Below are 20,102 nucleotides of genomic sequence, written 5' to 3'. Positions count from 1 at the left end.
CGTCAGTGAGGGCGGTCGTGGAACTGGTGTTGGAGAGAATCAGCAAACGCGTGGGCGGCCAGACCTGGCTGCATCCCATGCACCTTGAACTGGAAAGCGGCGCGGTGACCGTGCTGCTGGGTGCCACGCAGGCCGGCAAGACCAGTCTGATGCGCATCATGGCCGGCCTGGACGTGCCTACCGAAGGCCGTGTGCGCGCCGATGGCGTCGATGTGACCGGCATGCCCGTGCGCGAGCGCAACGTGGCCATGGTCTACCAGCAGTTCATCAACTATCCCTCGCTCACGGTGGCGGACAACATCGCCTCGCCGCTCAAGCTGCGCGGCGACCGCGACGTGGCGCAGCGCGTGCGCGCCCTGGCCGAGCGGTTGCACATAGAGATGTTCCTGGACCGCTACCCGGCGGAGCTGTCGGGCGGCCAGCAGCAGCGGGTGGCGCTGGCGCGCGCCCTGGCCAAGGGCGCTCCGCTGATGCTGCTGGACGAGCCCCTGGTCAACCTCGACTACAAGCTGCGCGAGGAACTGCGCGAGGAGCTGACCCAGCTGTTCGCCACGGGCGACTCCACCGTGGTCTATGCCACCACCGAGCCCGGCGAGGCCCTGCTGCTGGGTGGCTACACGGCGGTGCTGCATGAGGGCGAACTGCTGCAGTACGGCCCCACGGCCGAGGTCTTCCATCAGCCGAATTCGCTGCGCGTGGCGCGCGCCTTCAGCGATCCGCCCATGAACCTGATCGCGGCCAGTGCCGTGGAAGGCGGGCTGCAACTGCCGGGCGGCGCGCGGCTGCCCGTGGCGCTGCCTGCGGACCTGGCCGTGTCCGGCCAACTGACCCTGGGCCTGCGCGCCAGCGCCCTGCGCCTGCAGTCCCGGCCCGGCGATCTGGCACTGCAGGGCGTGGTGGAACTGGCCGAGATTTCGGGCTCCGACACCTTCGTGCATGCCACCACGCCCTGGGGCGAGCTGGTGGCCCAGGTCACGGGCGTGCACCACCTGGATCTGGGCAGCGCGGTCACGCTGCACCTGGACCCGGCCCATGCCTACGTGTTCGGCACGGACGGCGCGCTGCTGCTGGCGCCGGCGCGGCCCGGAGGACGATGAGATGGCCCGCATAGAACTCGATCTGGCCCACTCCTACAAGCCGGACCCGCAGCAGGACAGCGACTACGCGCTGCTGCCGCTGAGCATGGTCTTCGAGGACGGCGGCGCCTATGCGCTGCTCGGCCCCTCGGGCTGCGGCAAGACCACCATGCTCAACATCATGTCGGGTCTGCTGGTCCCCTCGCAGGGCAAGGTGCTGTTCGACGGCCGCGACATGACGCGCGCCACGCCCCAGGAACGCAACATCGCCCAGGTGTTCCAGTTCCCGGTGATCTACGACACCATGACCTTGGCCGAGAACCTGGCCTTTCCGCTGAAGAACCGCCGCATGCCCGAGGAGCGCATCCGCGCGCGGGTCGGCCAGATCGCCGAGATGCTGGAGATGAGCGGCCAGCTCGACCAGCGCGCGGCCGGCCTGTCGGCCGATGCCAAGCAGAAGATCTCGCTGGGCCGGGGCCTGGTGCGGCCCGATGTGTCGGCCGTGCTGTTCGACGAGCCGCTCACGGTGATCGACCCCCAGCTCAAGTGGCAGCTGCGCCGCAAGCTCAAGCAGATCCACCATGAGCTGCGGCTCACGCTGATCTATGTGACGCACGACCAGGTGGAGGCCCTGACCTTTGCCGAGCACGTTGTGGTCATGACGCGCGGGCGCGCCGTGCAGGTGGGCACGCCCGCCCAGCTTTTCGAGCGGCCCAGCCACGCCTTTGTCGGCCACTTCATCGGCTCGCCGGGCATGAACTTCGTACCGTTGCAGCAGGACGGCGGCCGGCTGCTGGCCGAGGGCCAGTACCTGTCCCTGCCCGCCGCACTGGCCAGCGTGGCGCCCGGCCTGCCGCTGAGCCTGGGTATACGCCCCGAGTACCTGGCACTGGCCTCGGCCGACGCGCCCGGCGCCGTGGCCTGTTCGGTGGAGCGCGTGCAGGACGTGGGCACGCACCAGTTGCTGGTGGCGCGCCTGGGCGAGCGGCTGCTCAAGCTGCGCTGCGGCGCCGATGCCTTCCTGCCCGCCGTGGGTGAAACGGTATGGGTACAGCTGCAGGGCCCCCACACCTGCTACTACGTCAACGAGGAGCTGCAGGCATGAGCCAGACCGTCAAGCCCGTCAACCAGAAGGCCTGGCTGCTGATCCTGCCGGTCATCATCTGCGTGGCCTTCTCGGCCATCATCCCGCTGATGACGGTGGTGAACTACTCGGTGCAGGACATCATCAGTCCCGACCGGCGCGTGTTCGTGGGCACGGAGTGGTTTGCCCAGGTCATGCGCGACGAGGAACTGCACTCGGCCCTGCTGCGCCAGATCGGCTTTTCGCTGGCCGTGCTGCTGGTGGAGATCCCGCTGGGCATCGCCCTGGCCCTGTCCATGCCGGCCCAGGGCTGGAAGGCCTCGGTCGTGCTGGTCGTGGTCTCGCTGTCGCTGCTGATTCCGTGGAACGTGGTCGGCACCATCTGGCAGATCTACGGCCGCGCCGATATCGGACTGCTGGGCGCGGCGCTCAACGCGCTGGGCGTGGACTACAACTACACGGGCAATGCCACCCATGCCTGGCTCACCGTGCTGGTGATGGATGTCTGGCACTGGACGCCGCTGGTGGCCCTGCTGTGCTACGCGGGCCTGCGCTCCATTCCCGACGCCTACTACCAGGCCGCGCGCATCGACGGCGCCAGCAAGTTCGCGGTGTTCCGCTACATCCAGCTGCCCAAGATGCGCGGCGTGCTGATGATCGCCGTGCTGCTGCGCTTCATGGACAGCTTCATGATCTACACCGAGCCCTTCGTGCTCACGGGCGGCGGGCCCGGCAATGCGACCACCTTCCTGTCGCAGTACCTGACGCAAAAGGCCGTGGGCCAGTTCGATCTCGGGCCGGCGGCTGCCTTCTCGCTGATCTATTTCCTCATCATCTTGCTGCTGTGCTTCATCCTCTACAACTGGATGCAGCGTGTGGGCACGGCAGACAAGGAAGGGGCAAGAGAATGACCCCCACGCTCCCTTCGTTCACTGCCCCCCGAGGGGGCTCGGCCTCCCTTGGGGTGGCCCTGCGGGAGGCCGGACATGACTGAAGACCGCCGTTTCCACAAGCGCACGCTGTTCCTCGTCGCCTACCTGCTGTTCGCCGTGCTGCCCATCTACTGGATGGTCAACATGAGCTTCAAGACCAACGAGGAGATCCTGTCGAGCTTCTCGCTGTGGCCCCAGCATTTCACCTGGGCCAACTACCAAACCATCTTCACCGACGCCTCCTGGTACTCGGGCTACATCAACAGCCTGATCTACGTGGCCATCAACACCGTGATCTCGCTGACGGTGGCGCTGCCGGCGGCCTATGCGTTCTCGCGCTACCAGTTCCTGGGCGACAAACATGTGTTCTTCTGGCTGCTGACCAACCGCATGACGCCGCCGGCCGTCTTCCTGCTGCCCTTCTTCCAGCTCTACACCACGGTGGGCCTGATGGACACGCACATCGCCGTGGCCCTGGCCCACCTGCTGTTCAACGTGCCGCTGGCCGTCTGGATCCTGGAGGGCTTCATGAGCGGCATTCCGCGCGAGATCGACGAGACAGCCTATATCGACGGCTACTCCTTCCCGCGCTTTTTCCTCACCATCTTCCTGCCGCTGATCAAGGCCGGCGTGGGCGTGGCGGCCTTCTTCTGCTTCATGTTCAGCTGGGTGGAGCTGCTGCTGGCGCGCACGCTGACCAGCGTGAACGCCAAGCCCATCGTGGCGACCATGACGCGCACCGTCTCGGCCTCGGGCATGGACTGGGCGACGCTGGCTGCGGCCGGCGTGCTGACCATCGTGCCGGGCGCCATCGTGATCTGGTTTGTGCGGCATTACATCGCCAAGGGTTTCGCAATGGGAAGAGTGTGAGGCACCCCCTGAGGCGCTTGCGCGCCTTCCCCCCGTGGCACGGCGCCTCTCTACCCGCTTCGCGGGGGAGGGGGACGACAGCCTCGCGGCGGGGCGGCCCTTGCTTGCTGTCCCTCGCTTGGGGTCGCGCCAGTTTCGACGGGCAGTGGTTTTTGTTTCTGAAAGGACTCGTCAATGTTTTCCTGGATGGCCTGGACGCTGCCGGTGGCGGTGTTCTTCAGTTGCATCGTGCTGATGCTGGTGGGCATGACGCTGTGGGAGTTGCGCAGCCCGACCGTGATGCGCAAGGGCTGGCTGCCGATGGCGACGACGCGCGGGGACCGGCTGTTCATCGGGCTGCTGCTGGCGGCCTATGTCAATCTGGCCTGGGTGGGCCTGGGCGAGAGGATGGTGCAGTGGTTCTCGCTGGAGGCCGAGCCTTCGGTGTGGATCAGCCTGGTGCTGTCCATGCTCGTGCTGGCCGTGGTCATGCGCAAAGGCTGATCACTTCATTCCATTTATCGACAGCCGGGTCCGAAGCTCCCCCGGGGCCCGCTGGTGCATGTGCATGTCGGGGAGACAGCAAGAATCTAGGAGACGGCAGATGAAACAACGACTTCATACCATCGCCCTCGCGGCGGCCCTGCTGGCGGCGGGGCAGGCGTCCTGGGCCGGAGAGGCGGAAGCCAAGAAGTGGATCGACGCGGAGTTCCAGCCCAGCACGCTGTCCAAGGACCAGCAGATGGCCGAGATGAAGTGGTTCATCGAGGCGGCCAAGAAGCTGCAGGCCAAGGGCGTCAAGGAGATCGCCGTGGTGTCCGAGACCATCACCACGCACGAGTACGAGAGCAAGACGCTGGCCAAGGCCTTCACCGAGATCACGGGCATCACCGTCAAGCACGACCTGATCCAGGAAGGCGACGTGGTCGAGAAGCTGCAGACCTCGATGCAGTCGGGCAAGTCCATCTATGACGGCTGGATCTCCGACTCCGACCTGATCGGCACGCACTACCGCTACGGCCGCATCATGAGCCTGACCGACTACATGGCCGGCGCGGGCAAGGACTTCACCAATCCGGGCCTGGATATCAAGGACTTCATCGGCACCAGCTTCACCACCGCGCCCGACGGCAAGCTCTACCAGCTGCCCGACCAGCAGTTCGCCAACCTCTACTGGTTCCGCGCCGACCTCTTCGAGCGCAAGGACCTCAAGGACAAGTTCAAGGCCAAGTACGGCTACGAGCTGGGCGTGCCGCTGAACTGGAGCGCCTACGAGGACATCGCCGAGTTCTTCACCAACGACGTCAAGCAGATCGACGGCAAGCCCATCTACGGCCACATGGACTACGGCAAGAAGGACCCGTCGCTGGGCTGGCGCTTCACCGACGCCTGGCTTTCCATGGCCGGCGCGGCCGACAAGGGCATTCCCAACGGCATGCCCGTGGACGAATGGGGCATCCGCGTGGCTGACGACAAGTGCACGCCCGTGGGCGCCTCGGTCTCGCGCGGGGGCGCCACCAACTCGCCGGCCGCCGTGTTCGCGCTCACCAAGTACGTGGACTGGATGAAGAAATACGCGCCCAAGGAAGCCATGGGCATGACCTTCGGCGAGTCCGGCCCGGTGCCGGCCCAGGGCCATATCGCGCAGCAGATCTTCTGGTACACGGCCTTCACGGCGGACATGACCAAGCCCGGCCTGCCCGTGGTCAATGCCGACGGCACGCCCAAATGGCGCATGGCGCCCGGCCCCAACGGTCCGTACTGGAAGGACGGCATGCAAAACGGCTACCAGGACGTGGGCAGCTGGACCTTCTTCAAGGACCATGACGCCAACCGCACGGCCGCCGCCTGGCTCTACGCGCAGTTCGTCACCGCCAAGACCACCAGCCTCAAGAAGACCATCGTCGGCCTGACGCCCATCCGCGAAAGCGACATCCGTTCCAAGGCCATGACCGACATGGCGCCCAAGCTCGGCGGCCTGGTCGAGTTCTACCGCAGCCCCGCCCGCGTGGCCTGGACGCCCACCGGCAACAACGTGCCCGACTACCCCAAGCTGGCCCAGCTGTGGTGGAAGAACGTGGCCCAGGCCGTCACCGGCGAGAAAACTCCCCAGGGCGCCATGGACAACCTGGCCGAGGAAATGGACCAGGTCATGTCCCGCCTGCAGCGTGCCGGCATGGCGCACTGCGCGCCCAAGCTCAACCCCAAGGGCGATCCGGCCAAGTGGCTCAGCGACAAGCAGGCGCCGTGGAAGAAGCTGGCCAACGAAAAGCCCAAGGGCGAGACGATTGCGTATGACACGCTGCTCAATGCCTGGAAAAACGGCAAGGTGAGGTGACACCCCCTGAGCCGCTGCGCGGCTTCCCCCCGTGGCACGGCGCCTCTCTACCCGCTTCGCGGGGGAGGGGGGCGACACCCTCGCCGCGAGGCGGCCCTTGCTCGGTGTCCCTGAGTTGGGCCGCGCCGGTTTTGGACGGCATGCGCTGTGCTGGCATCGCAGTCCATCGCTGGGGCTTCCTGGGTCGCCAAAAACACGAAACGAAAGATAGCGAAGAAAAAAATACAAAAACGAGCGAAAATAGCGGAAAACCCGATTCCGTCCCCTTCGCATTGGGCGCAGGCGTGGCGTCCCGGGTGCTGACATGGCGGCTACATGGCGCCCTGTTAACTTGCCCCCACATCCCTTCGTCGAAGATCCATGTCCCTCGCTGCTTCCCCTCTGCCCACCGGCCGCGCCGCCCTGCTGGAACGCCTGGCCCAGCCTGAAACCTACGATCTGGCCATCATCGGCGGCGGCGCCACCGGCCTGGGCGTGGCCCTGGACGCGGCGGCGCGCGGGTTCAAGGTCGTGCTGGTCGAATCGCACGACTTCGCCAAGGGCACGTCCTCGCGTGCCACCAAGCTGGTCCATGGTGGCGTGCGCTACCTGGCGCAGGGCAACATCGCCCTGGTGCGCGAAGCCCTGCACGAGCGCACCACGCTGCTGCACAACGCGCCCCACCTGGCGCAGCCGCTGGCCTTCGTCATGCCGTCCTACAAGCTGCTGGACACGCCGTTCTATGGCATCGGCCTCAAGATGTATGACGCGCTGGCCGGCAAGGCCGGCCTGGGCGCCACGGAATTCCTCTCGCGCTCCAGCACCGTGAAGTGCCTGCCCACCGTGCGGCAGCAGGGCCTCAAGGGCGGCGTCAAATACTGGGACGGCCAGTTCGACGATGCCCGCCTGGCGCTGGCGCTGGCCCGCACGGCCGCTGCCAAAGGCGCGCTGCTGGTCAACTACTGCCCCGCACGTGAACTGCTGCACGAAGGCGGCAAGGTCGCCGGCCTGATCTGCGAAGACTCGGAATCCTGCCAGCGCTTCACGCTTCGCGCCAAGTGCGTGGTCAACGCCACCGGCCCCTGGGTGGACCTGTTTCGCCAGCAGGACGCCGAGGCCCAGGGCCGTCCCGTCAAGCCCATGGTCGCGCCCAGCCAGGGCGTGCACGTGGTCGTGGACCGCGACTTCCTGCCCAGCGACCATGCCCTGCTCGTGCCCAAGACGGCCGACGGCCGCGTGCTCTTTGCCGTGCCCTGGCTGGGCAAGGTCATCCTGGGCACCACCGACACGCCGCGCAACGACCTGGCGCGCGAACCCCTGCCTTTCCCCGAAGAACTGGACTTCATCCTCACCGAGGCAGGCCGCTACCTCACGCGCCAGCCCACGCTGGCCGACGTGCGCAGCATGTGGGTGGGCCTGCGCCCGCTGGTCAAGCCCCAGGACGACGATGGCGAAAACACCAAGAAGATCAGCCGCGAGCACACCGTCATGTCCAGCCGCACCGGCCTGGTGACCGTCACGGGCGGCAAGTGGACCACCTACCGCGCCATGGCCGAAGACGTGCTCTCCGAATGCTTTGCCATCGGCCGCCTGCCGCACCGCCCCGGTGGTGTCACGGCCCGCCTGCCGCTGGCCGGCGCCCCGGCCGAGTCCGCCGTGCACCACCGCATGAACCAGATCCAGGGCCTGCATTCCTACGGCACGGAAGCCTCGGCGGTGCAGGCGTTGCCGGGCAACGACGAATGGCTGGCCGACGGCCTGAACGAAGCCATGGTGCGCTTTGCCGCGCGCTTCGAATACGCGCGCACCGTGGAAGACGTGCTGGCGCGCCGCAGCCGCCTGCTGTTCCTCGACGCGCGCAAGGCCGCCGAAGTGGCCCCGCGCGTGGCGGCCATCCTCCAGGAGGAGCTGGGACACGACGCCGGCCTGGCGGACTTCATGCCGCTGGCGGCGCAGTACCTGCCTGCCTGATCCTGTCCATCTCCATGCACAACGCCCTGCAGCGCAGGGCGTTGTGCTTTCTGCGTAAGACGCTTGCGCCACGAATGATTGTCAAAATTGATGAATATATGTACTCGATTGGTTTTATGAATGAGAATGCGGTTCATGGCGCCCAGCTTCAGTGCCAGTGAACAGCAGCCAGCACAAGGCTGACGAGGGAGGGAAGCAAAAAGAAAGCGCTTGAAAGTGCGTTTTCCGCAGGGCAAGGGCCGCGCCCAAGCCCGACGCGGTGGCCCCAAAGCCGCTGCGCGGTCTGTGCCGTCGTCGGCGCGGTCCGTCCGCAGCCAACAATTGCGTTGAGTCTGCCACCCTTTGCCGAGCCCGCGTGGCTCGGCTTTTTTATGGGCGTCTCCGGTGGCATGGGCCGATCGGGAGGCCCGGGCGGCCCCTCGGTTGCCGGCGCCCTTGTGGGCGTTGCGCAACGCTGCCGGGCAGGGGCGGGAAAAGTCGCTAAGGGTTTGACGCGCAAAGGAATTTCTGGGACAATCCCATGCTTCACGTGAAAATCGTGAAGTTATCTGCCCAGTGGAAGCGCCGAGAAATGGTTTTCGGCGTGGACGACGGGCCCAAGACTGACTGGCTGCTCGCGGCCCTTGAGAAGACTCTGGGGCTGTCGGGTGTTTGCTGGAGCAAGTTGGGAATATTGAAATGATCCAAACAGAATCTCGGTTAGAGGTTGCCGACAACACCGGCGCGAAGTCTGTTCAGTGCATCAAGGTGCTGGGCGGTTCTCATCGTCGCTATGCGAGTGTTGGTGACATCATCAAGGTGAGCATCAAGGAAGCTGCACCGCGTGGACGCGTCAAAAAAGGCGAGGTCTACAGCGCGGTCGTGGTGCGCACGGCGAAGGGTATTCGCCGCGCTGATGGCTCGCTCGTCAAGTTCGACGGCAATGCCGCCGTGCTGCTGAACGCCAAGCTGGAGCCTATCGGCACCCGCATCTTTGGCCCCGTGACTCGTGAACTGCGCAACGAAAAGTTCATGAAGATCGTGTCCCTGGCACCTGAAGTTCTCTAAAGGAAGCACCATGAACAAGATTCGCAAGGGCGACCAAGTCATCGTGCTGACCGGCCGTGACAAGGGCAAGCAAGGCGTGGTCTCGGCTCGCAAGGACGACTCCCACCTGCTGATCGACGGCATCAACCTGGTGAAGAAGCACGTCAAGCCGAACCCCATGAAGGGCACCACCGGCGGCATCGTGGAAAAGGCCATGCCTATCCACCAATCCAACGTGGCCATCTTCAATGCAGCGACCGGCAAGGCCGATCGCGTGGGCATCAAGGTGCAAGCCGACGGCACGCGCGTTCGCGTGTTCAAGTCCAACGGCGCCGAAATCAAGGCGGCCTAAGGGGTAACACATGGCACGACTGCAAAAACTGTATCGCGAAAAGATCGCGGCTGAACTGAAGGAAAAGTTCGGCTACACCTCCACCATGGAAGTGCCCCGCCTGACCAAGATCACCCTGAACATGGGTGTGAGCGAAGCCGTGGCCGACAAGAAGGTGATGGACAACGCCGTGGCCGACCTGACCAAGATTGCTGGTCAGAAGCCCGTGGTGACCAAGGCCAAGAAGGCTATCGCCGGCTTCAAGATCCGCGAAGGCCAGGCCATCGGCTGCATGGTGACCCTGCGTGGCGTTCAGATGTATGAATTCCTGGATCGTTTCGTCACCGTGGCTCTGCCCCGCGTGCGTGACTTCCGTGGTATCTCCGGCCGTTCGTTCGACGGTCGCGGCAACTACAACGTCGGCGTCAAGGAACAGATCATCTTCCCCGAAATCGAGTACGACAAGGTGGACGCTCTGCGTGGTCTGAACATCAGCATCACGACTACGGCAAAGACCGACGACGAGTGCAAGGCACTGCTCGCCGCTTTCCGTTTCCCCTTCAAGAACTGAGGTGGCGCATGGCTAAAGTTGCATTGATTCAGCGCGAACTCAAGCGCGAAAAGCTGGCGGCCAAGTACGCTGCCAAGTACGCAGAACTGAAGGCAATCGCCGCTGACGCAAAGCGCAGCGACGAAGAGCGCGACGCCGCTCGCCTGGGCCTGCAGAAGCTGCCCCGTAACGCGAACCCCACTCGCCAGCGCAACCGCTGCGAGATCACGGGTCGTCCCCGTGGCACCTTCCGTCAATTCGGTCTGGGCCGCGCCAAGATCCGTGAACTGGCCTTCGCTGGCGACATCCCCGGTGTCACCAAGGCCAGCTGGTAAGCAAGCAGGAGAGATTAAACATGAGCATGAGTGATCCCATCGCTGACTTGCTGACCCGCATCCGCAATGCACAAATGGTCTCCAAGACCACCGTGACGGCTCCTTCCTCCAAGGTCAAGGTTGCCATCGCCCAGGTGCTGAAGGATGAAGGCTACATCGACGGCTTCCAAGTGAAGACCGACGCTGGCAAGTCCGAACTCGAAATTACCCTGAAGTACTACGCCGGCCGTCCGGTGATCGAGCGCATCGAGCGCGTGAGCCGTCCCGGCCTGCGCGTGTACAAGGGCCGCGACGCAATCCCCCAGGTCATGAACGGTCTGGGCGTGGCCATCGTCACCACTCCCAAGGGCGTGATGACGGATCGCAAGGCACGCGCCACCGGCGTGGGCGGCGAAGTGCTGTGCTACGTGGCCTAACGGACATTAAGGAGAAATACTGAAATGTCTCGCGTAGCAAAGACTCCCGTGGCCATCCCCGCAGGCGTGGATGTGTCCATCAAGGCTGACCAGATCAATGTGAAGGGCACCGGCGGCACGCTGTCGCTGGCCCAGAACGTTCTGGTGAAGATCTCCAACAACGAAGGCAAGCTGTCTTTCGAGCCCGTCAACGACTCGCGCGAAGCCAACGCCATGAGCGGCACCATGCGTCAGCTGGTGAACAACATGGTGGTGGGCGTGAGCAAGGGCTTCGAGAAGAAGCTGTCGCTGGTCGGCGTGGGCTTCAAGGCTTCGGCCTCTGGCGCCAAGCTGAACCTCGCGATCGGCTATTCGCACCCGGTGAACTTCGAAATGCCGGCCGGCATCACTGTTGCCACCCCCACGCCCACGGAAATCGTGGTCAAGGGTGCTGACCGCCAGGCCGTTGGCCAACTGGCTGCTGAGATCCGTGCCGTTCGTCCTCCCGAGCCCTACAAGGGCAAGGGCATCCGTTACTCGGATGAGAAGGTCGTGATCAAAGAGACCAAGAAGAAGTAAGGAGCTGCATTATGTTGACCAAGAAAGAGCAGCGTCTCCGTCGTGCCCGCCAGACCCGCATCCGCATTGCACAGCAAGGCGTGGCACGTCTGAGCGTGAACCGTACGAACCTCCACATCTACGCAAGCGTGGTGTCGGAAGACGGCACCAAGGTGCTGGCTTCGGCCTCGACTGCCGAAGCCGAAGTGCGCACCCAACTGGGCGCCATCGGCAAGGGTGGCAACGTGGCTGCCGCTACGCTGATCGGCAAGCGCATTGCCGAGAAGGCCAAGGCTGCAGGCGTGGAGAAAGTGGCTTTCGATCGCGCTGGTTTCGCATACCACGGCCGCGTGAAGGCTTTGGCAGAAGCCGCTCGTGAAGCCGGCCTGCAGTTCTAAGCGGAGCGGATAGAAATGGCAAAGTTTTCTCCCAAGGTGCAAGACGAAGGTCGTGACGACGGTCTGCGCGAAAAAATGATCGCGGTGAACCGCGTCACCAAGGTTGTGAAGGGCGGTCGTATCCTCGGCTTCGCTGCACTGACCGTGGTTGGCGACGGTGATGGCCGTGTTGGCATGGGCAAGGGCAAGTCCAAGGAAGTGCCTGCAGCCGTGCAAAAGGCGATGGAAGAATCCCGTCGCAACATGATCAAGGTGTCCCTGAAGAACGGCTCGATCCATCACACCGTGATGGGTCAGCATGGCGCAGCATCCGTGATGCTGAACCCCGCTCCCAAGGGTACCGGCATCATCGCCGGCGGCCCGATGCGCGCCGTCTTCGAAGTGCTGGGCATCACCGACATCGTGGCCAAGAGCCATGGCTCGTCGAATCCCTACAACATGGTCCGCGCGACTTTTGACGCTCTGAAGAACTCCACGACCCCTTCGGAAGTGGCAGCCAAGCGCGGCAAGTCGGTTGAAGACATCTTCACCGCCTGATCGGAGTCAATCACATGACAACGCAACAAACCGTGAAGGTGCAACTGGTGCGCAGCCCCATTGGCACCAAGGAATCGCACCGCGCCACCGTCCGTGGCCTGGGCCTGCGCAAGCTGAATAGCATCAGCGAACTGCAGGACACGCCTGCTGTGCGCGGCATGATCAACAAGATCAGCTATCTGGTCAAAGTCCTCTGAAAGGATTGATGATGGAACTCAATAGCATCAAGCCTGCAGCAGGTGCCAAGCATGCCAAGCGCCGTGTCGGCCGCGGCATCGGCTCCGGCCTGGGCAAGACTGCCGGCCGTGGTCACAAGGGCCAGAAGTCGCGTTCGGGTGGCTACCACAAGGTGGGCTTCGAAGGCGGTCAAATGCCTCTGCAGCGCCGTCTGCCCAAGCGTGGCTTCAAGTCGCATCTGCTGAAGTTCAACGCAGAAGTGACCCTGTCCGCTCTGGAACAGCTGGGCCTGGCCGAAGTCGATCTGGCAGCTCTGAAGCAAGCCGGTCTGGTTGGTGAAATCGCAAAGGTGGTCAAGATCATCAAGAGCGGTGAAATCAGCAAGGCTGTCAAGCTCAACGGCATCGGCGCTACCGCCGGCGCCAAGGCTGCCATCGAAGCTGCCGGCGGCAGCATCGCCTGATTAATGATCTGAAAGAAGACATCCGTGGCTACTAGCGCAGCTCAAATTGCAAAAACCGGAAAATTCGGCGATCTTCGCCGCCGTCTGGTTTTTCTGTTGCTCGCGCTGGTCGTTTACCGCATCGGGGCTCATATCCCCGTGCCGGGCATCGATCCAGCGCAGCTGCAGCAGCTGTTCAATGGCCAGCAGGGCGGCATTCTCAATCTGTTCAACATGTTCTCGGGTGGGGCGCTGTCGCGCTTCACGGTGTTCGCACTGGGGATCATGCCGTACATCTCGGCATCGATCATCATGCAGCTCATGACCTACGTGGTCCCTACATTCGAGCAGCTGAAAAAGGAAGGTGAATCGGGTCGTCGCAAGATCACCCAGTACACCCGCTATGGCACTCTGGGCCTGGCGATTTTTCAGTCCCTGGGAATTGCCGTGGCTCTGGAAAGCTCCGCAGGTCTGGTTCTGAGCCCCGGTTTCGGCTTCCGCCTCACGGCGGTGGTCAGCCTGACGGCCGGCACCATGTTCCTGATGTGGCTCGGTGAACAGATCACGGAACGTGGTCTGGGCAACGGCATCTCGATCCTCATCTTTGGAGGTATCGCCGCAGGTCTGCCGAGCTCCATCGGTGGTCTGCTGGAGCTGGTGCGCACCGGTGCCATGAGCATCCTGGCCGCGATCTTCATCGTTCTCGTGGTGGCAGCCGTGACGTACTTCGTCGTGTTTGTCGAGCGGGGACAGCGCAAGATCCTGGTGAACTATGCGCGTCGTCAGGTGGGTAACAAGGTGTATGGCGGTCAGTCTTCGCACTTGCCGCTGAAGCTGAACATGGCGGGGGTCATTCCTCCCATCTTCGCTTCCTCGATCATCTTGCTGCCGGCGACCGTTGTGAACTGGTTCAGTGCAGGGGAATCCATGCGCTGGCTGAAGGACATTGCTAGCACGCTGACCCCCGGTCAGCCGATCTATGTGATGCTCTACGCCACCGCCATCATCTTCTTCTGCTTCTTCTACACGGCCCTGGTGTTCAACAGCCGGGAAACCGCCGACAACCTGAAGAAGAGTGGTGCCTTCATCCCCGGGATCCGTCCCGGTGACCAGACGGCCCGCTACATTGACAAGATCCTGGTTCGCCTGACCCTGGCTGGTGCGGTGTACATCACATTCGTGTGCTTGTTGCCCGAGTTCCTGATCCTGAAGTACAACGTCCCGTTCTACTTCGGTGGTACATCACTGCTGATTATTGTGGTGGTGACCATGGACTTCATGGCCCAGGTGCAGAACTACATGATGTCGCAACAGTACGAATCGCTCCTCAAAAAGGCGAACTTCAAAGCGACACTTGGCAATTGAACTAAGTGATGGGCCTGGCCGGCGGTGCCGGCGGGTCCAGTAAGAGTTAGTAGACGCCCATTCGATCTATCCATCGCGGGCATGTTTCCCGGTCGATAGGCCGTAACGGATGTAGAGTTTTAGGAGAATGAAATGAGAGTTTCGGCTTCGGTCAAAAAAATCTGCCGTAACTGCAAGATCATCCGCCGCAAGGGTGTGGTGCGAGTGATCTGCACGGACCAGCGCCACAAGCAGCGCCAGGGTTGATAGGAAAGTTTGAGGACGAATAATGGCACGTATCGCTGGCATTAACATCCCGCCGCATCAGCACGCTGAAATCGGCCTGACCGCTATCTATGGGATCGGTCGCACCACTGCACGCAAGATCTGCGAAGCCGCTGGCATCGCATATTCCAAGAAAATCAAGGAACTGACTGACGGCGATCTGGAAAAGATCCGCGATCAGCTGACTTCCCTGACGCTGGAAGGTGATCTGCGTCGCGAAACAACGATGAACATCAAGCGTTTGATGGACATCGGTTGCTATCGCGGTTTCCGTCATCGTCGTGGCCTGCCCATGCGTGGTCAGCGTACCCGCACGAATGCACGTACCCGCAAGGGTCCGCGCAAGGGTGCCGCGGCTTTGAAGAAATAAAGAGATTGAAAGATCACTATGGCTAAGTCTCCCGCAAACAACGCTGCACAGCGCGTTCGCAAGAAAGTCCGTAAGAACATTTCGGACGGCATTGCCCACGTGCACGCTTCGTTCAACAACACGATCATCACCATCACCGACCGCCAAGGCAACGCTCTGTCGTGGGCCTCGTCGGGTGGCCAGGGCTTCAAGGGTTCGCGCAAGTCGACTCCCTTCGCTGCCCAGGTGGCTTCGGAAGTGGCTGGTCGTGCTGCCATCGAACAGGGCATCAAGAACCTGGACGTCGAAATCAAGGGTCCCGGTCCCGGCCGTGAATCCTCGGTTCGCGCCCTGGGCGCCCTGGGCATCCGCATCACTTCCATCGCGGACGTGACGCCGGTTCCCCACAACGGCTGCCGCCCTCAAAAGCGCCGTCGTATCTAAGCTTTTTCACCAAGCCCACCGCCGCCCAGATGTGTAACATCGCGGGCGGCTCCCGTGCTTGTGCACGGCAGATGACACAAAGGAAATCAAGTGGCACGCTATATCGGCCCCAAGGCCAAACTCTCCCGCCGTGAAGGCACTGACCTGTTCCTGAAGAGCGCACGTCGCTCGATCGCCGACAAGTCCAAGTTCGACACCAAGCCCGGTCAGCACGGCCGCACTTCCGGTCAGCGTACTTCCGACTTCGGCCTGCAGCTGCGTGAAAAGCAGAAGGTCAAGCGCATGTACGGCGTGCTGGAAAAGCAATTCCGCCGCTACTTCGAAGCCGCCGACAAGAAGAAGGGCAACACCGGTGCCAATCTGCTGTCGCTGCTGGAGTCGCGTCTGGACAACGTGGTGTACCGCATGGGCTTCGGCTCGACCCGCTCGGAAGCGCGTCAGCTGGTGTCGCACAAGGCCATCACGGTCAACGGCCAATCCGTCAACATCCCTTCCTACATGGTGAAGGTGGGTGACGTGGTCGCCGTGCGTGAAAAGTCCAAGAAGCAGGCCCGCATCGTCGAAGCCCTGCAACTGGCTGGTCAAGTCGGTTTCCCCGCATGGGTGGAAGTGTCGGCCGACAAGGCTGAAGGCACGTTCAAGAAGTCGCCTGACCGCGACGAGTTCGGTGCAGACATCAACGAATCCCTGATCGTTGAGTTGTACTCGCGTTAATTCCGCGCAGCGACATTTCTGTAAAACCGTCCCCCAGCCGCGAGGCATCGCGCTGGGGTGCTTCACCAGCCTTACCGGTGTAACGAGCCGGGGGTATTGAGAGGAAGTCTGCATGCAAACCAATTTGCTGAAGCCCAAGACGATCAATGTCGAGCAGCTTGGCCACAATCGCGCCAAAGTTGTTCTGGAGCCGTTTGAGCGTGGCTACGGCCATACGCTGGGCAATGCCCTGCGCCGTGTCCTGCTCTCGTCCATGGTGGGTTACGCAGCGACGGAAGTGACGATTGCTGGTGTGTTGCACGAGTACTCGTCCATTGACGGTGTCCAGGAAGATGTGGTCAACATCCTGCTGAACCTCAAGGGTGTGGTGTTCAAGCTGCACAACCGCGACGAGGTCACGCTCTCCCTGCGCAAGGATGGCGAAGGCGTCGTGACGGCGCGCGACATCCAGACGCCCCACGACGTGGAAATCATCAACCCTGATCATGTCATCGCCAACCTGTCGCAAGGCGGCAAGCTGGACATGCAGATCAAGGTCGAGAAGGGCCGCGGCTATGTGCCCGGCAATGTGCGCCGCTATGGCGACGAGTCCACGAAGTCGATCGGCCGTATCGTGCTGGACGCTTCGTTCTCGCCCGTCAAGCGCGTGAGCTACGCCGTCGAATCGGCCCGCGTTGAACAACGCACCGACCTCGACAAGCTGGTGGTGGAGATCGAAACCAATGGTGCGATCACTGCCGAGGACGCCGTGCGCGCCTCCGCCAAGATCCTGGTGGAACAGCTCGCCGTGTTCGCTCAGCTGGACGGCGGCGATATCGCCAGCGTCTTCGATGCTCCGGCCGGTGGCCGTGGTGCCGCAACCGCCTTTGATCCCATCTTGCTGCGTCCCGTGGACGAGCTGGAACTCACCGTGCGTTCGGCCAACTGCCTCAAGGCAGAGAACATCTACTACATCGGCGACCTGATCCAGCGTACCGAAAACGAGCTGCTCAAGACCCCCAACCTGGGTCGCAAGTCGCTCAACGAGATCAAGGAAGTCCTGGCTTCCCGCGGTCTGACGCTGGGCATGAAGCTGGAGAACTGGCCGCCTGCTGGCCTGGAAAAGCGCTAAGCACTATAATTGCGGGCTCTCCTTTTTGGAGAGCCTCAGTGCCTCGGGCAGTACCTGATACGGCTGCCCGAATTAATCAACAACTTGCGCAAATTCGGTTGAGGCAAGCTGCAGATCCGGTAACGGGTCCAGGCTTGCATCCTTGTTTGCGCAAGCCCTAATTACATATTTTAGGAATAAAGCACCATGCGTCACGGTCACGGCCTCCGCAAACTCAATCGCACCTCTTCGCACCGCCTGGCGATGCTGAAGAACATGATGAATTCGCTCATCGAGCACGAAGCCATCAAGACCACCGTTCCCAAGGCCAAGGAACTGCGCCGCGTGATCGAGCCCATGATCACCCTGGCCAAGGTCGACACCGTTGCCAACCGCCGCCTGGCATTCGACCGCCTGCGCGACCGCGACAGCGTGACCAAGCTCTTCAACGAGCTGGGCCCCCGCTTCGCAAAGCGTCCTGGTGGCTACACCCGTATCCTGAAGATGGGCTTCCGCGTGGGCGACAACGCCCCCATGGCCTTCGTGGAACTGGTCGAGCGCGCTGAAGAAGGCGCCGCCGAAGCCAAGGCAGCTGAATAATCTGCTATAATTTTGGAATACCGCGCGATGGAGCAGTCTGGTAGCTCGTTGGGCTCATAACCCAAAGGTCGGAGGTTCAAATCCTTCTCGCGCAACCAAATTGAAAAGGGCTACGACAACTGTCGTAGCCCTTTTTTCATGCCCTCGCGCCAGGGCAAAGGCCAGGCAGACAGCCCGGCATCAGCCGCCCAGCTGGTTGCCGATGCGCTGGCCCAGCCGCAGGCGCACGCGGTGGGCGATTTCCTGGGCGGCATCGGGGCTGAGCACCTCGCTGATGTGCAGCAGCTCGGTGTAGTGCATGTACAAGAGGCCGCGCAGGGTCTTGAAAGCGGCCTCGTGGTCGCCGCCGCAGACGCTGGCGTCATCGGCCAGCACGCGCTCCACCACGCCGGCCTGCAGCAGCGGGATCTTGCAGATGACGGCGTGGCGGGCGATCTCCAGGTCGATCTCCTGGAGCCGGCATTCCCATTCCTCGGGCAAGAATCGATTGGCTGGCATGTCGGCTTTTCTCCTTTTTTCACTGCATGGGTACACCGGGGCGAAAGGCACCCGGTCTGGGGATGCTGTCATGTGAGCGGGGCTCGGTGGCCTGGGTCGCCAGGTTTACTGGCCCGGCCTTGATGCCTGTCAAACTTCGGTGGCGCAGGCGCCCGCTGGAAGCCGGGCTCATGCTGCACTGCATCATGATGTCAGTCATGCGGCGCGGCCGCCAGTGCCCGTGCAGGCTGGTGGGCTTTTGCTCCCGGCAGGCCATGCTCTCTCGGCGCCGCTCCGGCAACGCAAAGGATCCACATGCTCGAGAAGATTGCCTCGCTGTTCCGCTACTTCAAGTCGGCCGTGCCGTTCCGGCTGGTGCCGGCGCTGATCGCCACCGCCGTGCTGTTCGGGCTGCTGCTGGTGCCCGTGCCCGAGGGGCTGACGCCCAAGGCCTGGCAGCTGGTGGCCATTTTCCTGACCACCATCGTGGCCATCATCCTCAAGGTCATGCCCATTGGCGTGATGGCCTTGATGGCCATCGTGATCGTCTCGCTGTCCCAGGTCACGTCAGGCTCGTCCAAGGGCGCAGTCACCGATGCGCTGAGCAGCTTTTCCAGCCCGCTGATATGGTTGATCGTGGTGGCCATCCTGATCTCGCGCGGCCTCAAGAAGACGGGGCTGGGCAACCGCATCGGACTGATGTTCATCGCGCTGCTGGGCAAGCGGACCATCGGCATCGGCTACGGCCTGGCGATCTGCGAGCTGGTGCTGGCACCGTTCACGCCCAGCAACACGGCGCGCGGCGGCGGTATCGTGCACCCGATCATGAAGTCCATCGCCAATGCCTTCGAGTCGGACCCGGCCAAGGGTACGCAGGGCAAGGTGGGCACCTATCTGGCCCTGGTCAACTACCACGCCAATCCCATCACCTCGGCCATGTTCCTGACCGCCACGGCGCCCAATCCGCTGGTGGTGGACTTCGTGGCCAAGGCCACGGGCCAGGCCCTGCACCTGAGCTGGACCACCTGGGCGCTGTACATGCTGCTGCCGGGCCTGCTGTGCCTGCTGCTGATGCCGCTGGTGATCTACCTGCTGTCGCCTCCCGAACTCAAGGCCACGCCCAATGCCGTGGAGTACGCGCGCAGCGAGATGGCACGCATGGGGCCGCTGTCGGGCAAGGAGCGCGTGATGCTGGGCACCTTCGGCCTGATGCTGCTGCTGTGGGCCAACGTGCCGCAGATGCTGTTCGGGCCTGCCTTCACGCTGGACCCGACGGTGGTCGCCTTCCTGGGCCTGTTCGTGCTGATCATCACGGGCACCATCGACTGGGATGACGTGCTGTCCGAGAAAAGCGCCTGGGACACGCTGGTGTGGTTCGGCGCCCTGGTCATGCTGGCCGAGCAGCTCAACAAGCTGGGCGTGGTGTCCTGGTTTGCCGTGGGTATGAAGAACGCCATCGTCGCCAGCGGCCTGGACTGGCTGCCGGTGGCGGCCATCCTGGTGGGCGTGTTCGTGTTCTCGCATTACCTGTTCGCCAGCACCACGGCCCACATCAGCGCCATGATGCTGGCGTTCCTGACCGTGGGCGCCCAGCTGATTCCTGCCGACTATGTCGTGCCCTTCATGCTGATGATGACGGCCGGCTCGGCCGTCATGATGACGCTGACCCACTACGCCACCGGCACTTCGCCCATCATCTTCGGAAGCGGCTATGTCACGCTGGGCAACTGGTGGCGCGTGGGCGCGGCCATGTGCGTGATCGAGCTGCTGGTCTTTGCCGTGGTCGGCAGCGCCTGGTGGAAGCTGCTGGGCCTGTGGTGA

The 20,102-nt window shown here is 63.0% G+C and carries 26 protein-coding genes and 1 tRNA gene; 26 read left to right on the top strand and 1 reads right to left on the bottom strand.

Features of this window, described 5'->3' with window-relative positions; translation table 11 throughout:
• Positions 1 to 17: 17 nt before the first annotated feature.
• The 25 genes from AAN986_RS26050 (at position 18) to AAN986_RS25930 (ending at position 17,902) form a co-directional block, all read left to right on the top strand.
• Entirely contained in the window at positions 18 to 1,097 is a 1,080-nt protein-coding gene (locus AAN986_RS26050; protein WP_047217914.1) for an ABC transporter ATP-binding protein, read from the top strand.
• 1 nt (position 1,098) lies between these two features.
• Positions 1,099 to 2,181: an ABC transporter ATP-binding protein gene (locus tag AAN986_RS26045; protein WP_349335529.1), complete on the top strand. Its 1,083-nt coding sequence runs from the start codon at positions 1,099 to 1,101 to the stop codon at positions 2,179 to 2,181.
• On the top strand, positions 2,178 to 3,071 hold the full coding sequence (locus tag AAN986_RS26040) for a sugar ABC transporter permease (protein ID WP_047217916.1): 894 nt from the start codon (positions 2,178 to 2,180) through the stop codon (positions 3,069 to 3,071). Before AAN986_RS26045 ends, AAN986_RS26040 begins: the two co-directional genes overlap by 4 nt.
• Positions 3,072 to 3,146: 75 nt before the next feature.
• Positions 3,147 to 3,962: a carbohydrate ABC transporter permease gene (locus tag AAN986_RS26035; protein WP_013804448.1), complete on the top strand. Its 816-nt coding sequence runs from the start codon at positions 3,147 to 3,149 to the stop codon at positions 3,960 to 3,962.
• Positions 3,963 to 4,136: 174 nt separating this feature from the next.
• Complete coding sequence (locus AAN986_RS26030) at positions 4,137 to 4,445, top strand: DUF2160 domain-containing protein (RefSeq protein ID WP_043820414.1); 309 nt, start codon at positions 4,137 to 4,139, stop codon at positions 4,443 to 4,445.
• Between the two features lie 100 nt (positions 4,446 to 4,545).
• Complete coding sequence (locus tag AAN986_RS26025; protein WP_012202962.1) at positions 4,546 to 6,279, top strand: ABC transporter substrate-binding protein; 1,734 nt, start codon at positions 4,546 to 4,548, stop codon at positions 6,277 to 6,279.
• A gap of 360 nt (positions 6,280 to 6,639) precedes the next feature.
• Positions 6,640 to 8,229, top strand: a complete 1,590-nt coding sequence (locus tag AAN986_RS26020; protein ID WP_047217917.1) for a glycerol-3-phosphate dehydrogenase/oxidase — start codon at positions 6,640 to 6,642, stop codon at positions 8,227 to 8,229.
• 678 nt (positions 8,230 to 8,907) lie between these two features.
• Complete coding sequence (rplN, locus tag AAN986_RS26015) at positions 8,908 to 9,276, top strand: 50S ribosomal protein L14 (RefSeq protein ID WP_016449173.1); 369 nt, start codon at positions 8,908 to 8,910, stop codon at positions 9,274 to 9,276.
• Positions 9,277 to 9,286: 10 nt separating this feature from the next.
• The gene (rplX, locus tag AAN986_RS26010; RefSeq protein ID WP_016449174.1) at positions 9,287 to 9,607 is read left to right on the top strand and encodes a 50S ribosomal protein L24; all 321 of its coding nucleotides are present in this window, start codon (positions 9,287 to 9,289) and stop codon (positions 9,605 to 9,607) included.
• A gap of 10 nt (positions 9,608 to 9,617) precedes the next feature.
• On the top strand, positions 9,618 to 10,157 hold the full coding sequence (gene rplE / locus AAN986_RS26005) for a 50S ribosomal protein L5 (RefSeq protein WP_016449175.1): 540 nt from the start codon (positions 9,618 to 9,620) through the stop codon (positions 10,155 to 10,157).
• A gap of 8 nt (positions 10,158 to 10,165) precedes the next feature.
• Positions 10,166 to 10,471, top strand: coding sequence for a 30S ribosomal protein S14 (gene rpsN, locus AAN986_RS26000; protein WP_012202967.1), 306 nt, complete (start codon positions 10,166 to 10,168; stop codon positions 10,469 to 10,471).
• A 20-nt stretch (positions 10,472 to 10,491) separates the two neighbouring features.
• Positions 10,492 to 10,887, top strand: a complete 396-nt coding sequence (rpsH, locus tag AAN986_RS25995) for a 30S ribosomal protein S8 (protein WP_016449176.1) — start codon at positions 10,492 to 10,494, stop codon at positions 10,885 to 10,887.
• A 24-nt stretch (positions 10,888 to 10,911) separates the two neighbouring features.
• Positions 10,912 to 11,445 (top strand): 50S ribosomal protein L6, encoded by a 534-nt coding sequence (gene rplF / locus AAN986_RS25990; RefSeq protein ID WP_016449177.1) that lies wholly within the window; start codon positions 10,912 to 10,914, stop codon positions 11,443 to 11,445.
• An 11-nt stretch (positions 11,446 to 11,456) separates the two neighbouring features.
• Entirely contained in the window at positions 11,457 to 11,822 is a 366-nt protein-coding gene (gene rplR, locus AAN986_RS25985; RefSeq protein ID WP_012202970.1) for a 50S ribosomal protein L18, read from the top strand.
• Between the two features lie 15 nt (positions 11,823 to 11,837).
• Entirely contained in the window at positions 11,838 to 12,359 is a 522-nt protein-coding gene (rpsE, locus tag AAN986_RS25980) for a 30S ribosomal protein S5 (protein ID WP_016449178.1), read from the top strand.
• Between the two features lie 14 nt (positions 12,360 to 12,373).
• Positions 12,374 to 12,556 carry a 50S ribosomal protein L30 gene (gene rpmD / locus AAN986_RS25975; RefSeq protein WP_012202972.1) on the top strand — a complete coding sequence of 61 codons (183 nt, stop codon included), beginning with the start codon at positions 12,374 to 12,376 and terminating at the stop codon, positions 12,554 to 12,556.
• Between the two features lie 11 nt (positions 12,557 to 12,567).
• On the top strand, positions 12,568 to 12,999 hold the full coding sequence (gene rplO / locus AAN986_RS25970; RefSeq protein WP_016449179.1) for a 50S ribosomal protein L15: 432 nt from the start codon (positions 12,568 to 12,570) through the stop codon (positions 12,997 to 12,999).
• A gap of 24 nt (positions 13,000 to 13,023) precedes the next feature.
• Positions 13,024 to 14,343 (top strand): preprotein translocase subunit SecY, encoded by a 1,320-nt coding sequence (secY, locus tag AAN986_RS25965; protein ID WP_012202974.1) that lies wholly within the window; start codon positions 13,024 to 13,026, stop codon positions 14,341 to 14,343.
• Between the two features lie 132 nt (positions 14,344 to 14,475).
• Entirely contained in the window at positions 14,476 to 14,589 is a 114-nt protein-coding gene (gene rpmJ / locus AAN986_RS25960) for a 50S ribosomal protein L36 (RefSeq protein WP_003050535.1), read from the top strand.
• 22 nt (positions 14,590 to 14,611) lie between these two features.
• Positions 14,612 to 14,977: a 30S ribosomal protein S13 gene (gene rpsM, locus AAN986_RS25955; RefSeq protein ID WP_012202975.1), complete on the top strand. Its 366-nt coding sequence runs from the start codon at positions 14,612 to 14,614 to the stop codon at positions 14,975 to 14,977.
• 18 nt (positions 14,978 to 14,995) lie between these two features.
• Positions 14,996 to 15,400, top strand: coding sequence for a 30S ribosomal protein S11 (gene rpsK / locus AAN986_RS25950; RefSeq protein WP_012202976.1), 405 nt, complete (start codon positions 14,996 to 14,998; stop codon positions 15,398 to 15,400).
• Positions 15,401 to 15,490: 90 nt separating this feature from the next.
• Positions 15,491 to 16,114: a 30S ribosomal protein S4 gene (gene rpsD, locus AAN986_RS25945; RefSeq protein WP_012202977.1), complete on the top strand. Its 624-nt coding sequence runs from the start codon at positions 15,491 to 15,493 to the stop codon at positions 16,112 to 16,114.
• A gap of 112 nt (positions 16,115 to 16,226) precedes the next feature.
• Complete coding sequence (rpoA, locus tag AAN986_RS25940) at positions 16,227 to 17,225, top strand: DNA-directed RNA polymerase subunit alpha (protein ID WP_012202978.1); 999 nt, start codon at positions 16,227 to 16,229, stop codon at positions 17,223 to 17,225.
• 186 nt (positions 17,226 to 17,411) lie between these two features.
• Positions 17,412 to 17,804 carry a 50S ribosomal protein L17 gene (rplQ, locus tag AAN986_RS25935; protein ID WP_012202979.1) on the top strand — a complete coding sequence of 131 codons (393 nt, stop codon included), beginning with the start codon at positions 17,412 to 17,414 and terminating at the stop codon, positions 17,802 to 17,804.
• 21 nt (positions 17,805 to 17,825) lie between these two features.
• Positions 17,826 to 17,902: transfer RNA gene (locus tag AAN986_RS25930), tRNA-Met, on the top strand.
• An 82-nt stretch (positions 17,903 to 17,984) separates the two neighbouring features.
• Here the strand turns inward: AAN986_RS25930 and AAN986_RS25925 are convergent.
• Positions 17,985 to 18,302 carry a hypothetical protein gene (locus tag AAN986_RS25925; RefSeq protein ID WP_016449180.1) on the bottom strand — a complete coding sequence of 106 codons (318 nt, stop codon included), beginning with the start codon at positions 18,300 to 18,302 and terminating at the stop codon, positions 17,985 to 17,987.
• A gap of 294 nt (positions 18,303 to 18,596) precedes the next feature.
• Between AAN986_RS25925 and AAN986_RS25920 the strand changes: the two genes are divergently transcribed.
• Entirely contained in the window at positions 18,597 to 20,102 is a 1,506-nt protein-coding gene (locus AAN986_RS25920; protein ID WP_017407734.1) for a DASS family sodium-coupled anion symporter, read from the top strand.

Source organism: Delftia sp. DS1230 (assembly GCF_040112715.1).
In the GTDB taxonomy this organism is placed as follows: Bacteria; Pseudomonadota; Gammaproteobacteria; order Burkholderiales; family Burkholderiaceae_C; genus Comamonas; species Comamonas tsuruhatensis.
Note: the sequence above shows the minus strand (reverse complement) of the source record. Positions and strands in the feature narration are given on the sequence as shown.